13 protein-coding genes are annotated in these 14,210 nt (G+C 66.7%); 6 read left to right on the plus strand and 7 right to left on the minus strand.

Annotation, left to right across the window (positions count from 1 at the left end; genetic code table 11):
- Window position 1 precedes the first annotated feature (1 nt).
- The 6 genes from truD to gap all read right to left on the minus strand — a co-directional run bounded on the left by truD (window position 2) and on the right by gap (window position 5,215).
- Window positions 2-1,042: a tRNA pseudouridine(13) synthase TruD gene (gene truD / locus CK498_RS12165; protein WP_407645850.1), complete on the minus strand. Its 1,041-nt coding sequence runs from the start codon at window positions 1,040-1,042 to the stop codon at window positions 2-4.
- Window positions 1,029-1,514, minus strand: a complete 486-nt coding sequence (gene ispF, locus CK498_RS12170) for a 2-C-methyl-D-erythritol 2,4-cyclodiphosphate synthase (RefSeq protein WP_095621327.1) — start codon at window positions 1,512-1,514, stop codon at window positions 1,029-1,031. The genes truD and ispF overlap by 14 nt, the downstream gene beginning before the upstream one ends.
- A 2-nt stretch (window positions 1,515-1,516) precedes the next feature.
- Window positions 1,517-2,227 (minus strand): 2-C-methyl-D-erythritol 4-phosphate cytidylyltransferase, encoded by a 711-nt coding sequence (gene ispD / locus CK498_RS12175; RefSeq protein ID WP_095621120.1) that lies wholly within the window; start codon window positions 2,225-2,227, stop codon window positions 1,517-1,519.
- A complete protein-coding gene (ftsB, locus tag CK498_RS12180) occupies window positions 2,224-2,571 on the minus strand; it encodes a cell division protein FtsB (protein ID WP_095621121.1) in 348 nt (115 codons plus the stop codon). Before ftsB ends, ispD begins: the two co-directional genes overlap by 4 nt.
- Window positions 2,572-2,864: 293 nt before the next feature.
- Window positions 2,865-4,031: a GNAT family N-acetyltransferase gene (locus CK498_RS12185; RefSeq protein WP_095621122.1), complete on the minus strand. Its 1,167-nt coding sequence runs from the start codon at window positions 4,029-4,031 to the stop codon at window positions 2,865-2,867.
- 182 nt (window positions 4,032-4,213) lie between these two features.
- Entirely contained in the window at window positions 4,214-5,215 is a 1,002-nt protein-coding gene (gene gap, locus CK498_RS12190) for a type I glyceraldehyde-3-phosphate dehydrogenase (RefSeq protein ID WP_095621123.1), read from the minus strand.
- 184 nt (window positions 5,216-5,399) lie between these two features.
- Here gap and edd point away from each other — a divergent pair, with 184 nt between their 5' ends.
- The 6 genes from edd to CK498_RS12220 all read left to right on the plus strand — a co-directional run bounded on the left by edd (window position 5,400) and on the right by CK498_RS12220 (window position 12,819).
- Window positions 5,400-7,286 (plus strand): phosphogluconate dehydratase, encoded by a 1,887-nt coding sequence (edd, locus tag CK498_RS12195; RefSeq protein ID WP_095621124.1) that lies wholly within the window; start codon window positions 5,400-5,402, stop codon window positions 7,284-7,286.
- A gap of 3 nt (window positions 7,287-7,289) precedes the next feature.
- Entirely contained in the window at window positions 7,290-8,258 is a 969-nt protein-coding gene (gene glk / locus CK498_RS12200) for a glucokinase (protein WP_095621125.1), read from the plus strand.
- Between the two features lie 18 nt (window positions 8,259-8,276).
- On the plus strand, window positions 8,277-9,191 hold the full coding sequence (locus CK498_RS12205; protein WP_095621126.1) for a D-hexose-6-phosphate mutarotase: 915 nt from the start codon (window positions 8,277-8,279) through the stop codon (window positions 9,189-9,191).
- Window positions 9,188-10,069 carry an aldo/keto reductase gene (locus tag CK498_RS12210; protein WP_217987761.1) on the plus strand — a complete coding sequence of 294 codons (882 nt, stop codon included), beginning with the start codon at window positions 9,188-9,190 and terminating at the stop codon, window positions 10,067-10,069. Before CK498_RS12205 ends, CK498_RS12210 begins: the two co-directional genes overlap by 4 nt.
- A 120-nt stretch (window positions 10,070-10,189) precedes the next feature.
- Window positions 10,190-11,863, plus strand: a complete 1,674-nt coding sequence (gene pgi, locus CK498_RS12215) for a glucose-6-phosphate isomerase (protein WP_095621127.1) — start codon at window positions 10,190-10,192, stop codon at window positions 11,861-11,863.
- A complete protein-coding gene (locus CK498_RS12220) occupies window positions 11,860-12,819 on the plus strand; it encodes a carbohydrate kinase family protein (RefSeq protein ID WP_095621128.1) in 960 nt (319 codons plus the stop codon). Before pgi ends, CK498_RS12220 begins: the two co-directional genes overlap by 4 nt.
- 161 nt (window positions 12,820-12,980) lie before the next feature.
- On the opposite strand, the gene CK498_RS12225 is transcribed toward CK498_RS12220, so the two are convergent.
- A complete protein-coding gene (locus CK498_RS12225) occupies window positions 12,981-14,063 on the minus strand; it encodes an ABC transporter ATP-binding protein (protein WP_095621129.1) in 1,083 nt (360 codons plus the stop codon).
- Window positions 14,064-14,210: the final 147 nt, after the last annotated feature.

The raw sequence follows: 14,210 nt of genomic DNA on the forward strand, positions 1-14,210 counted from the left end.
GTCATAGGCTAGGATGGCCGATCAGCTCACGTAGCACCGCGGTGGCGAAGGCTCCCCGCGGCAGCGCAAACTCCAGCGTCAAGGTGCCCTCATCATACATCAGGCTTGGCTCATCGAGCCGCACGCGCAGCGCCCGCCGCCCCATGCGCACCCCGGCGCGCACCAGTCCCTCGGCGAGCGCCGCCTCCTCGGCGATCACGGCCTGCTCATGGGCCAGCGCCGCGGCGCTGGTGGCCGCTTCTCCAGTGCCCCACAGCACGCCGCTGGGATGCACGTCGAGGCGCCGCGCACGCTCGAGTAGCGCAGCGTCGACACCGTCGCTGGCAAACTGGCTGGCGCTGCCGTCGAGCACCAGCAGCTCGCCGTCGAGCGGCGTGTCCCAGTCGCCGGCGGCGATACGCCGCGCCAGCAGCTGATTGAACAGGTAGCTGCGCGCCGCGGAGAGCAGCATGCCTTCGCGGTCATGGCGCTTGCGCCAGCCCTTGGCGAGAACCGCCCGCGCCTTGACCAGGTTCCGCCCCCCGGGGCCGAAGCGCTGGGGGCCAAAATAGTTGGGTACGCCGATTTCGATCAGCCGCCGCCAGCGTGCCTCGAGCCGCGGGTCGTCGAGCACCGCGCCGCTCAGGCGCAGTGTAAAGCGGTTGGCGCGATGCACTCCGCGCTTGAGCTTACGCGGATGGCGGCACTGCTCGAGCAGCGCCAGCGGCGCGTCGGCCAGCCGCTCGGCGAGGTCGGCGGGCGCCTCGCGCCCGGGCAGGTGGACCGACAGCCACTGGCGGGTCACCGCCACGCGATCCTTCATCCCGGCATAGCCGATGTCGCGCGGCGTGACCTCGCAGGCCCGCGCCAGGCGACGTGCCAGCTCCAGTGTACTGAGGTCGCGCTTCTCGACCCACAGCCAGAGATGTTCCCCCTGGCCTTCGGGGGCGAAGTCGAGGCACTCCTCGACCACAAAATCTTCGGGTGCGGCACGATACTCACCGGGCACTGGCGCGCCAAACTCGGCATCGAGCACCCGCGGCCAGGACTCATCCATCGCCATTGTCACCCATCAGCAGCACTACCGCTTCGGCGGCGATGCCTTCGCCACGGCCGGTAAAGCCAAGCCGCTCGGTGGTGGTGGCCTTGACGTTGACCGACGCTGGCGCGACACCGAGGTCGGCGGCAATATTGGCGGCCATGGCCGCGACATGCGGTGCCATCTTGGGGGCCTGGGCCATCAGCGTGGCATCGAGATTGCCGACCCGATAGCCGGCATCGCGCACCATGCCCATCACCTGGCGCAGCAGCTCGCGGCTGTCGGCGCCGGCGAAGACCGGGTCGGTGTCGGGGAAGTGGCGGCCGATGTCGCCCAGCGCGCAGGCGCCGAGCAGCGCATCGCTGATCGCATGCAGTAGCACATCGCCGTCGGAGTGGGCGACGAAGCCGTGGCCGAAGGGAATCCGCACCCCGCCAATGATCAGGGAGTCGCCCTCGCCGAAGCGGTGGACATCGAAGCCGTGGCCGATACGCAGGGTCATGACAGTGCCTTGTGCTGCGCCGCCTGGGCGGCGAGGATCTGCTCGGCCAGCGCCAGGTCGTCGGGATGAGTGATCTTGAGGTTGTCGCGGCGCCCCGCCACCAGCCGTGGCGCGCGGCCCATGGCCTCCAGCGCCGAGGCCTCGTCGGTCAGCGCCACTCCGCACGCTCGAGCCGCCGCAAGGGCATCGCAGAGCAGCCGGTAGCACGCGCCCTGGGGCGTCAGCGCGTGCCACAGCGCCTCGCGGGGCTCGGTGCGCGCGACCCGGCCATCCGCCGCGGCGCGCTTCATGGTATCGGCCACCGGCACGGCCAGCAGTGCACCGTCGGGCTCATCAGCCAGCGCCGCCTGCAGGCGAGCCAGGTCGTCGACGCTCACGCAGGGCCGGGCGGCGTCGTGCACCAGCACCGTATCGTCGGCGGCGGCCTCAGCGGCGATTGCCGTCAGCGCGGCGGCTACCGATTCAGCCCGCTCGGCGCCGCCGCCGATACGGCGCCAGTCGGCAAACGGCACCATGGCGGCGTCGAAATAAATGTCGTCGCGGGCCAGGCACAAGCACAGCGTGGCCGCGGGGAAGGCGGCATGCAGTCGCGCCAGGGTCTGCGCCAGCACTGTGCTGCCGGCCAGCGGCAGATACTGCTTGGGGCACTCGGCGGCCATGCGCCGCCCCACTCCGGCGGCCGGCACGATCAGCCACAGCCGGCTCATGGCGCGCCCTCTTCGCCAGCCTGGGTGGCCGACCGCAGGGCCCGCTGCTCAACGATGGCGCTCTCGGCCACGACGCCCGGCACCCAGTAGAACTGCTCGTCGGCGCGCACCATGCCGATGTCGCTGCGCGCGCGCTCCTCGATGGCATCGAGGCCGGTCTGCAGGTCGATGACCTCGGCGGCGAGCCGCGCATTGCGCGCGCGCAGCGGCACGTTCTGCGCCTCCAGCGCGTCGGCGCGAGCGCGAATATCGGCAAGCTCCGCCACGCCGCCATCGCCGAACCACAGCTGGTATTGCAGCAGCGCAATCAGGCCGACCAACACGATGGCGAGCCACTTGAGCATGGAGACATCCTGTCACGAAATAGTGGTCGGCATTATGCCACCAACGCCGTTGCTACCGCGAGCCGAGTGCACTGTTCGGGCAATGTTTAGCAGATGGCAGTACCGCTTGGGACTAACCCGTCGAGAGGGCTATCGCAGCGGCTCGTGGCGAGGGACGCTGACGGCAGGTCGAAGAGGAGGTCTTTTGCCATGGATGGCAAAAGTAGCGCCCAGGGACCGGGTTCACAGCGCCTCCTCGCAGGCCTGCCGTCAGATCAGTCCCGAGCACGTCGATACCTGAGCTCCCAAGACAGTCATGACTGCGCCTTGAACGGCAGCGACTGCGCAGCCTGCCGTCGGTAGGCCTCGACGTGACGCCGCTCGTCGTCGCAGAAGCGCGCCACCGCCTGGCGCAGTTGCGGGTCGGCGATATGGTGCAGCGAGCGCAGTGCCACCGGCGCGAAGCCGCGACTCAGCTTGTGCTCGCCCTGGGTGCCAGGATCGAAGCAGGTCAAGCCATTCTCCAGACAGTGCTCGATACCCTGGTAGTAGCAGGCCTCGAAGTGCAGGCAGTCGGCGATCACCTCGCTGCCCCAGTAGCGGCCATAGAGGGTACGCGACCCCTGCAGGCAGAGCGCAGCGGCCACCGGCTTGCCTGCAACTCGGGCCTGGATCAGCACCAGCGCCTCGGGCAGTGTCTCGTGTAGCCGCTCGAAGAATTGGTGGCAGAGATAGGGCTGCTGGCCGCGCTCGAGGTAAGTGATGCAGTAGCAGCGGTAGAAGTGCGCCAGGGCCGCGGTGTCGATCTCTCGCCCGACCAGTCGGCGCAGGGTAATCCCCTGCTCGGCGACCAGCCGGCGCTCGCGGCGGATCGCCTTGCGCCGCTTGGTGGTCATGGCGGCGAGGAAGCCGTCGAAGTCGCCGAAACCACGATCCTGCCACTGGAACTGCACGCCGTGGCGCGTCAGCAGTGCCGGCCAGGCGGCCTGCCAGGCCTCGACCTGGGCAGCGTCGGCGAACAACAGATGCCAGCTCGAACGCGACGAGCCCTGCAGCCAGGCAGCAAAGACGCGCGCCGCCGATAGCGCATTGACGCCGCTGGCCAGCGCCATACGCGGGCCCGGCACCGGGGTAAAGGGAATCGCCGACAGCCCCTTGGGATAGTAGGCGCCGCCGGCCCGCTCCCAGGCGTCCGCCCAGGCCCAGTCGAAGACGTACTCACCGCGGGAGTGGTACTTGTCGTAGTGTGGCAGCGCACCCACCAGCGCCTCGCCCTGCCACAGCGTCAAGTGGCGCGGTACCCAGCCGCTGGTCTCCTCTACCGCACCGCTGGCCTCCAGTGCCTCGAGAAATTCGTGACGCAGGAAAGGGTGATCATCGTCGACCAGCGCGTTCCAGTCCGCCTGCGGCACGGCGCTTATCGCCGTCACTTCGCGCACCTGCAGCGGCACAGCGGTAGGGGGAGATTCGAGACGGGTCATGCGCTCCTCGCGGCGGCGGCGTTAGCGCCCAGCATAACCCGCCATACCGCAAACGCCACAGGGGCACCCGAAGGCGCCCCTGTGGCGAGCAGAAGTAGGACATCATGCCGGCACCACCACGCGAGCGGAGCCGTGAGTGCGCGATGCGGCGGCGCCTGCATGATATCGCTACACAGGGTGGATCAGCGCGCTGCTGCCATGGCCAGCGCGGTATCCAGCATGCGATTGGAGAAGCCCCACTCGTTGTCGTACCAGGCCATCACCTTGACCAGCCGGCCATTGACGCGGGTGTGGTTGGCGTCGAAGGTCGAGGAATTGGGGTCGTGATTGAAGTCGATGGAGACCAGCGGCTGGGCGTTGACCGCCAGCACCTTGGAACTCTCGGCCGCCTTGGCGACGATGGCGTTGATCTCCTCCTTGCTGGTGTCGCGTCCGGCGTTGAACACCAGGTCGACCAGCGAGACGTTGATCACCGGCACGCGCACCGCCAGGCCATCGAACTTGCCGGCCAGCTCCGGCAACACCAGACCCACCGCGGCAGCGGCGCCGGTCTTGGTGGGAATCATTGAATGGGTGGCACTGCGCGCCCGGTAGGGGTCACTGTGGTAAACATCCGACAGGTTCTGGTCGTTGGTATAGGCGTGCACCGTGGTCATCAGGCCGTTCTCGATACCCACGGTATCGTTGAGCGCCTTGGCCACCGGCGCCAGGCAGTTGGTGGTGCAGGAGGCATTGGAGACCACCTTGTGCTCGGCGGTCAGCACATCCTCGTTGACGCCGAACACCACGGTGGCGTCGGCATCCGGGCTCGGCGCCGAGATCAGTACCTGGCCGGCGCCGGCAGCGAGGTGTTTGGCGGCAGCATCACGCTTGGTGAACAGCCCGGTGCACTCCATCACCAGGTCGACCTCGAGGCGCTGCCACGGCAGTTGCGCCGGATCCCGCTCGGAGAGAATCTGGATGCGGTCACCGTCGATGCTCAAGCTCTCTTCGTCATGGTCGACGGCGAAAGGAAAATGTCCGTGAACGGTGTCATGCTTGAGCAGATGAGCGTTGAGCGACGGATCGCCCAGGTCATTGATGGCAACCACCTGGACCTGCTGGCGAAAGCCGTTCTCGTAAAGCGCGCGAACCACGTTGCGGCCGATACGGCCGAACCCGTTGATGGCGATACGTAACGTCATGGCGGCATCCTCGTGCGTTCTGTCGGTAGCAGCTGTTATCCGCTGTCTGTTTGAGTGTAAAAGCGTCTACTTGAAACTATCCTACGTCTAAAAGCTAATTTGGCCCAAAGGATGACGACATTCAAGGCATTTTTTTGCTAAATTTACCAACATTGCCACCACCCACCGTCTAGCGAGGTCGCTCATGGCACCTACAGCGCCGTCCCTCAATGCCACGGTCAGCCGTGTCACTACCCGAATTCGCGAGCGCTCAGCGGAGCGTCGTGCCCTCTACGAACAGCGCATGGCCGACCAGCATCGCCGCGGCGTGCATCGCGGCGAGCTGTCGTGCGGCAACCTGGCCCACGGGTTTGCCGCCTGCGGCGCCCAGGACAAGGATCAGCTCAAGCTGATGAACAGCGCCAACCTGGGCATCGTTTCGGCCTACAACGATATGCTCTCGGCCCACCAGCCCCTCGAGACCTTCCCCGAGACCATCAAGACCGCGGCACGCGCCATGGGCTCCACCGCCCAGTTCGCCGGCGGCGTACCGGCGATGTGCGACGGCGTGACCCAGGGCCAGCCGGGCATGGAGCTATCGCTGTTCTCCCGCGATGTGATCGCCATGGCCACCGCCGTGGGGCTGTCCCACAACATGTTCGACGCCGCGCTCTACCTAGGAGTATGTGACAAGATCGTGCCGGGGCTGTTCATCGGCGCGGCGCGCTTCGGTCACCTGCCAGCGATGTTCGTACCCGCAGGCCCCATGCCCAGCGGCCTGCCCAACAAGGAGAAGGCGCGCGTGCGCCAGCTGTTCGCCGAGGGCAAGGCGAGCCGCGAAGACCTGCTCGAGGCTGAGTCCGAGTCCTACCATAGCCCCGGTACCTGTACCTTCTATGGCACCGCCAACTCCAACCAGCTGATGATGGAGATGATGGGCCTGCACCTGCCGGGCACCTCCTTCGTCAACCCCGGCACCGAGATGCGCGAGGCGCTGACTCGCTTCGCCACCGAACAGGCGATCCGCAACAGCGAGCCCGGCGGCGAGTATCGGCCGTTCTACAAGCAGATCGACGAGCGCGCCATCGTCAACGCCATCGTCGGCCTGCTGGCCTCGGGCGGCTCGACCAACCACACCCTGCACCTGGTGGCGATGGCCGCCGCGGCAGGCATCACCATCGACTGGAACGACTTCACCGAGCTCTCCGCCGTCACGCCGAGCCTGATGCAGGTCTACCCCAACGGCCAGGCCGATATCAATCACTTCCAGGCCGCCGGCGGCATGAGCCTGCTGTTCCGTGAGCTGCTCAGTGCCGGCCTGATCCATAGCGACATTCCCACGGTGTTCGGCACCGACCTCAGCGCCTACACCCAGGAGCCCTTCCTCGAGAACGGCAAGCTGGTATGGCGCGAAGGGCCCGAGCAGAGCCTCGACAGCGAGGTGCTGGCCTCGGTGGCCAAGCCGTTCGCCGCCACCGGCGGGCTCACCGTGCTCGACGGCAACCTGGGCCGCGGCGTGATCAAGATCTCCGCGGTCAAGCCCGAGCATCGCCTGGTCGAGGCGCCGATCAAGATCTTCGAGGATCAGAACGACCTCAAGGGCGCCTTCGAGGCCGGCGAACTCGACCGCGACGTGATCGCCGTGGTGCGCTTTCAGGGGCCCAAGGCCAACGGCATGCCCGAACTGCACAAGCTGACCCCCTACCTGGGCGTACTGCAGGACCGTGGCTATAAAGTGGCACTGGTCACCGATGGCCGCATGTCGGGCGCCTCGGGCAAGGTGCCGGCGGCTATTCACATGAGCCCCGAGGCCCTCGATGGCGGCCCGCTAGCCAAGCTGCGCGATGGCGACATCGTGCGCCTGGATGCCGATGCCGGCACCCTCGAGGTCAAGCTCGCCGCCGGCGAGTGGGCCAACCGCGAACGCCGCATCGGTGATCTCGATCACTATCACGTGGGCCTCGGCCGCGAGCTGTTCGGTGGCTTCCGTCACCTGGCAATGCGCGCCGAGGAAGGCGCCGGGGTGTTCGGCGGCTTCGAGGCCGACGACCTGGCACGTCAGGTCGAACAGATTCACGAAGAGGATGCCTGAGCCATGCCGCGACCGGCCTTGATCGGTGATATCGGTGGGACCAACGCCCGCTTCGCCCTGGTCACCCCCGGCGCCTTCGAGCCCCAGCATATCCTCAGCCTGCCATGCGCCGACTATGCGGGGTTGGTGGAGGCGGTGCGCGACTACCTGGCACGGGTCGAGCACTCAGGCGAGCTGGCGCCACGCGAGGCGTGCCTGGCATTCGCCTGCCCGGTCCACGGCGAGCGCATCCGCATGACCAACAACCACTGGGACTTCGCCAAGCAAGAGGTACAGGCAGCGCTGGACCTGACGCTGTTCAAGACCCTCAACGACTTCACCGCCCAGGCCCTCGGCGTGCCGCATGTCGGCGACGCTGACCTGGTCAGCGTCACCCCCGGCCACACCGCTGCCAAGGCCGCGCGACTGGTGATCGGCCCCGGCACCGGGCTTGGCGTGGCCGGACTGGTGCCCGGACGCCAGGCCTGGATTCCGCTGCCCGGCGAGGGCGGCCACGTGACCTTCGCTCCCAGCGACGAGCGCGAGCAGAACCTGCTGCGCTATTTCCGCAATCGCTATGGCCGGGTGTCGGTGGAGCGCATCCTGAGCGGCCAGGGGCTGGCCGACCTCTACGCCGCACACTGCTCGCTGAAGGGCGCCACGCCGCGCTACAGCAGTGCCGCCGAGGTGACCGCGGCGGCCGACCAGGGCGACGCCGTGGCCGCGGATACCGTCAAGCGCTTCCTCAAGATCCTCGGCGACGTGTGCGGCGATGCCGCCCTGACTCTGGGCGCGCGCGGCGGCGTCTATCTGTGCGGCGGAATCATTCCACGCCTGCTCGACTGGTTGCCGCGCAGCCGCTTCGCCGAGGCCTTTGCCGACAAGGGCCGCATGAACCCCTACAATGCCGAGATTCCGGTGCGGGTCGTCACCGCACCGTGGACCGGCTTGCTGGGCGCCGCCGAAGCCCTGCACAATCAAGAAGTCGAGTAACTCGACAGAGGAGGTCGAATGATTCCCGAGTCGCTGCGCGCGCTGCTCGACGCTACCCGCGGCCAGCGTCGCACCGAATGGTCCGGTCGCGAGGTGTGGCTGGCCAACGAGTCCTGGGGCGAGCTTGCCGTCTCGCTGCAGGGCGCCCAGGTGTTACATTTTCTACCCTCGCCCGACGCCGCAACAGCTGAAGGCTCTCGCCCCACCGACGAGGACGGCTGGCTATGGGTAACGCCGACACCCCAGAGGCTGCCCGGGGCGATTCGTGGCGGGATTCCGCTGTGCTGGCCGTGGTTTGCCGATGAGCACACCGCCGACGAGTCGCCGGACCGCTCGGGGCCGATGCACGGCCCGGCACGCAAGGCCGACTGGACGCTGGAGGCCGTCGACGAGCACGATGGCGGCGTCGAGCTGCACCTGTCGCCAGCCACCAGGCTGCATAGCCAACTAGTGCCGCGGGCAGTGATCCAGGCCAACGCCCAGCGCCTGCATGTCGAGCTGATCACCGAGCATCGCGGCGAGACGCCGATCAAGTTCAGCGCCGCCCTGCACAGCTACTTCGCCGTCGGCGAGGTTCACCAGTGCCGCGTCGAGGGACTGGCCGGCGCCCGCTACCTGGACAAGCTGGCCGGCTTCGCCGAACGCGAGCAGCAGGGCGAACTCGGCGTACGCGGGCCGCTGGATCGCATCTACCACTCCAACCGCGAAGTGCTGCTCGACGACGGCCGCCGCCGCCTGCGTATCGCCAAGCAGGGCAGCGACTCCACCGTGGTCTGGCATCCCGATGCCGCCCTGCCCGACGATACCCCCGTTGATGCCGGTCGCCACTTCCTGTGCATCGAGGCCGCCTGCACGCGCCTCGACCCGGTATGGCTGGTGCCCGGCGCCCAGCATCTGCTGGGCACCACCCTGAGCCTGGAGCCGCAGTCATGAACGCCAGCGATGCGCCACAGATCGATGCCCCCTTCCTGCTCGGCATGATGCGCCTGCACGAGCGCGAGGAGCTGCACGCCCCCGAGCGGCTGGCCGACTGGATCGAGGCACGCCTCGACCAGGGCCTGGACTGGTTCGATCACGCCGACATCTACGGCGACCGCCGTGCCGAGACGCTGTTCGGCGACGCGCTGCGCGCTCGCCCGAGCCTCGCCGAGCGGGTCAAGGTAGTCACCAAGGCGAGTATCGTCACCCCCAGCCGCGATCCCTCCAGCTACGGCGTCAAGCACTACGACAGCTCGCCGGCCTACCTCAATGCCGCCATCGATGGCTCGCTAACGCGGCTCGGCGTGGCGCGCCTCGACCACTTCCTGCTGCATCGTCCCGACCCGCTGATGGAGGTCGAGGCTACCGCCGCCGCCCTGGATGACGCCATCGATGCCGGCAAGCTGGGTGCAGTGGGCGTCTCCAACTTCCTGCCCGAGCAGTGGCGCCGCCTGCAGGGCGCCATGCGCCATCGTCTGGCCTGTCATCAACTGCAGCTGTCGCTGGCCCACCCCGAGCCGCTGTTCGATGGCCTGTTCGACGCCCTGATCCGCGACGGCCTGCGGCCCCTGGCCTGGTCGCCGCTGGGCGGCGGGGTGGTGTTCGAGGACGTGCTCGGTGAGTGCCTGTCGCGGCTCTCGCCGCAGTTCGAGACCAGTGCCGCTGGCCTGGCCCTGGCCTGGCTACGCGCCCTGCCCGGCTCACCGGTGCCAGTGATCGGCACCCTGCGCGGCGAACGCATCGAGGAGCTCAGGGACGGCGCCAAGCTCACCCTCGAGCGCAGCACCTGGTATGCCCTGCTCGAGGAGGCGCGCAGCGAGCGAGTCGCCTGAGCGACTCGCCGCCCTAGGCTGGCTCGCGGGCGCAAAGATGACACGATTCACTTTTCATAGAATGCTGACATTGCCGCCGATCTCGCCTATCGACGACACCTACAACAACAGGAGACACGCATGTTCCAACTGACCCGAAGTGTGATCTGGCAAGCCCTCGAGCGGCTGCACCAGCAGACCCGTGACGACCGCATCCGCGACTATTTCCGCGCCGACCCGCAGCGCTTCGAGCAGATGAGCCTGCGCGTCGGCGGTCTGTTTCTCGACTACTCCAAGCACCAGGTCTCCGATCAGGTGCTCGCCAAGCTGCTCGAACTGGCCGACCACTCGGCGCTGGTGCAGCGCCGCGCTCAGATGTTCTCCGGCGATATCATCAACGTCACCGAAGACCGCCCGGTGCTGCACACCGCGTTGCGCAACCTCAGCGACGAGCCGGTCTACGTCGACGGCGAGGACGTGATGCCTGAGATTCAGCGCACCCGCGAGCAGATCAAGCGCTTCTCCGAGGCGGTGCGCAGCGGCGAATGGAAGGGCTATAGCGGCAAGCGTATCAAGGACGTGGTCAATATCGGCATCGGCGGTTCGGATCTCGGCCCCAACATGGCCTGCCGGGCGCTGCTCAAGTATCGCCACCCGGAGCTCAGCTTCCACTTCGTCTCCAACGTCGACGGCACCCATATCCAGAAGGTGCTTAGCCGCCTCGACCCGGCCACCACCCTATTCATCGTCTCGACCAAGACCTTCTCCACCCAGGAGACGCTGCTCAACGCCAAGAGCGCACGCCGTTGGTTCCTCGACAACGCCGGCGAAGACGCCGACGTCGGTGCCCACTTCATCGCCGCCTCCACCAACCGCCGCGCGGCCATGGCGTTCGGCATCCGCGAGGAGAACGTCTTCGAATTCTGGGCTTGGGTCGGCGGGCGCTACTCGATGTGGTCCTCCATCGGCCTGCCGATCGCGCTGTCGATCGGCTTCGAGGGTTTCATGGAGCTGCTCGAGGGCGCCCATGAGATGGACCGCCACTTCATCGAGGCGCCGTTTGCCGAGAACATGCCGGTGCTGATGGCGTTGATCGGCATCTGGTACATCAATTTCGTCGGTGCCGAGACTCAGGCCGTGGTGCCCTACGACCAGGCCCTGCATCAGCTGCCGTCGTTCCTGCAGCAGCTCGACATGGAGTCCAACGGCAAGTCGGTGGATATCTTCGGCCATCCGGTCAACTACAAGACCGGGCCGATCGTCTGGGGCCAGACCGGTTCCAACGGCCAGCACGCCTTCTTCCAGCTGCTGCATCAGGGCACTCGCTACGTGCCCATCGACTTCATCGCCTCGCTCAAGCCCGAACCCGGCTTCGAGGATCACCACTTCGCGCTGCTGACTAACATGCTGGCCCAGGCCAATGCCTTCATGGAGGGCAGCCAGGGCGACAACCAGGAGCATGGCCAGCATGACCCCTACAGCTGCCCCGGCAACCGCCCGTCGAGCACCCTGCTGCTGGATGAACTGACGCCCAAGAACCTCGGCGCGTTGATCGCGCTCTACGAGCACAAGGTGTTTGTCCAGGGCGTGATCTGGAACATCAACTCCTTCGACCAGTGGGGTGTGCAGCTCGGCAAGCGTATCGCCGGCGAGATCAGCGAACGCATCGACACCAACGCCAGCGACTTCGACGCCTCGACCCAGGGGCTGCTGCAACTGGTGCGCGACCATTTTCCCCATCACGCCACCTCCGCCAACGACAAGGCCAAGGCCAAGACCAAAGGCAAGGGTGGCAAGCAGGAGACCTCCTCATGATGCCGGTCATCGCCTTCGGCGAAGCCCTCGTCGACATGCTCTCCAGCCGCCTCGGTGACGCCGGGGACGGCGCCGCCGAGACCTTCACCCCCTACGCCGGCGGCGCCCCGGCCAATGTTGCAGTGGCCTGCGCGCGGCTTGGCGTGCCCAGCCGCTTCCTGGGCATGCTCGGCGACGACTACTTCGGCGACTTCCTGGCCGCCGAGCTCGCCGCCCATGACGTCGATACCAGCGGCGTGGTGCGCACCCGCCAGGCGCGTACGGCGCTGGCCTTCGTCTCCCGCGATGCGGCAGGAGAGCGCACCTTCGACTTCTACCGCCCGCCCGCCGCCGATCTGCTCTACCGCCTCGAACACCTGCCGGCGGGGATCTTCGCCGAGCCGGCCATCGTGCACTTCTGCACCAATAGCCTCACCGAGCCCGAGATCGCCGACACCACCCTGGCCATGGCCGAGATGGCGGCCAAGTCCGGTTCGCTGGTCAGCGTCGACGCCAATTTGCGTCACAATCTGTGGGACGCGGGCAGTGCCGACATCAGCCTGGTGACCGAACTGCTCGACCGCGCCCAGTTGATCAAGCTGTCACGCGACGAGCTCGACTACCTGCGTGCCGACCACCCCGCCGACGCCTGGATCAATGAGCGCCTGGCCCGCGGGGTTAGGCTGGCGGTGATCACCGATGGCCCTGGCAAGGTCGAGGCATTCTGCGCCGGTCAGCACCTCGAGGTAACGCCACCCAGCGTTCAGGCAGTGGATACCACCGCCGGCGGCGACGCCTTCATCGGCGGCCTGCTGGCGATGCTCGCCGAGACAGCGGGCGACGACTGGTGGCACGACGCAGCGCGGCTTACCGGCTATCTGGAGGTAGCGTGCCACTGCGGCGCCCATGCGGTGACGCGTCCTGGCGCCTATGCCGCGCTACCCGACCGCCAGGATCTGGAACGCCTGAGACGCTGAGTAACGACGCCAGGCGATTGCCGGATACCTCGTACAGCTGCGAGGACAGCACCGCTCGTCGCTCGCGCGTACGGGCATTAGTGAAGGCTTGCACATATCGCACGGCCGGGCCGCTTGCTCGAATACCGCGCGAATCTCCTCAGCAGGGCGACTGAACGGCTTCAGGCCACCTGCGAGGTAGGGTGCCAGGCAATGCGCTCGCCGCTATCGGCAGCGAAGAGATGGACCTTGGTGAGGTCCACCGCCAGATGGATGGTCTCGCCCGGGTGCACATCGTGCCGCTCGCGGAACACCACGGTGACGTTCTGATCACCGAGCCGGGCCACCACGTGGATCTCGGCGCCGGTGGGCTCCACGGAGATCACCTCAACGGGGACGCCCTCATCGGCCAGGGTGATGTCCTCGGGGCGAATGCCGTAGATGGTTTCTCCCGGGTGCGTCGAGACATCCAGCTCGCCCAGCGGCATGTGACCGCCACCGCGCACCTCGAACTGGCCGTGGTCACGTGGCCAGCCATGGATCAGATTCATCCCCGGGCTCCCCATGAAGCTCGCCACGAAGAGATTGGCAGGTCGGTCGTAGAGCTCCAGCGGGGTGCCCATCTGCTGCACATAGCCTTGGTGCAGAACGACGATACGGTCGGCCATGGTCATCGCTTCGATCTGGTCGTGGGTAACGTAGACGGTGGTGGTCTTGAGACGCTGGTGGAGCGCCTTGATTTCTGTGCGCATGGAGACACGCAGCTTGGCGTCGAGGTTGGAGAGTGGCTCATCGAACAGGAAGACCTGGGGATCACGGACAATGGCGCGCCCCATGGCAACCCGCTGGCGCTGGCCGCCGGAGAGTTCACGCGGGTAGCGTTTCAGCAACGGACCGAGATTGAGAATATCGGCCGCCGCCTGCACTTTCTCCTCGATCTGTGCCTTGGGGATCTTGGACAGCTTGAGCGCAAAGCCCATGTTCTCGGCCACGGTCATGTGCGGGTAGAGGGCATAGCTCTGGAAGACCATGGCGATATCGCGAGCCTTGGGCGGCATGTCGTTGACCACCGTGTCGCCGATCTGCACATCGCCGCCGCTGATCGATTCGAGGCCGGCAATCATTCGCAGCAGGGTCGACTTGCCACAACCAGAAGGGCCGACGAGGATGACGAATTCCCCATCGTTGATCTCGATGTTCACGCCGTGAATGACCTCTTCATTGCCGAAGCGCTTCTGGATATTGTGCAGCTTAATGTTAGCCATGATTGTTATATCCCACTTTAGTCTATTTAATGAATTTTTCTCGACCAGAAGATCTCGACGCCGGCTGCATAACTAGACATTGGTCTAACACTTGACCGTCGCCAGCTGTCTCGAGTTCCTTATTAGCCGGGCCCATTCAAGGCCTCA

The sequence above is a fragment of the Halomonas salipaludis genome (assembly GCF_002286975.1).
Lineage (GTDB): Bacteria > Pseudomonadota > Gammaproteobacteria > Pseudomonadales > Halomonadaceae > Franzmannia > Franzmannia salipaludis.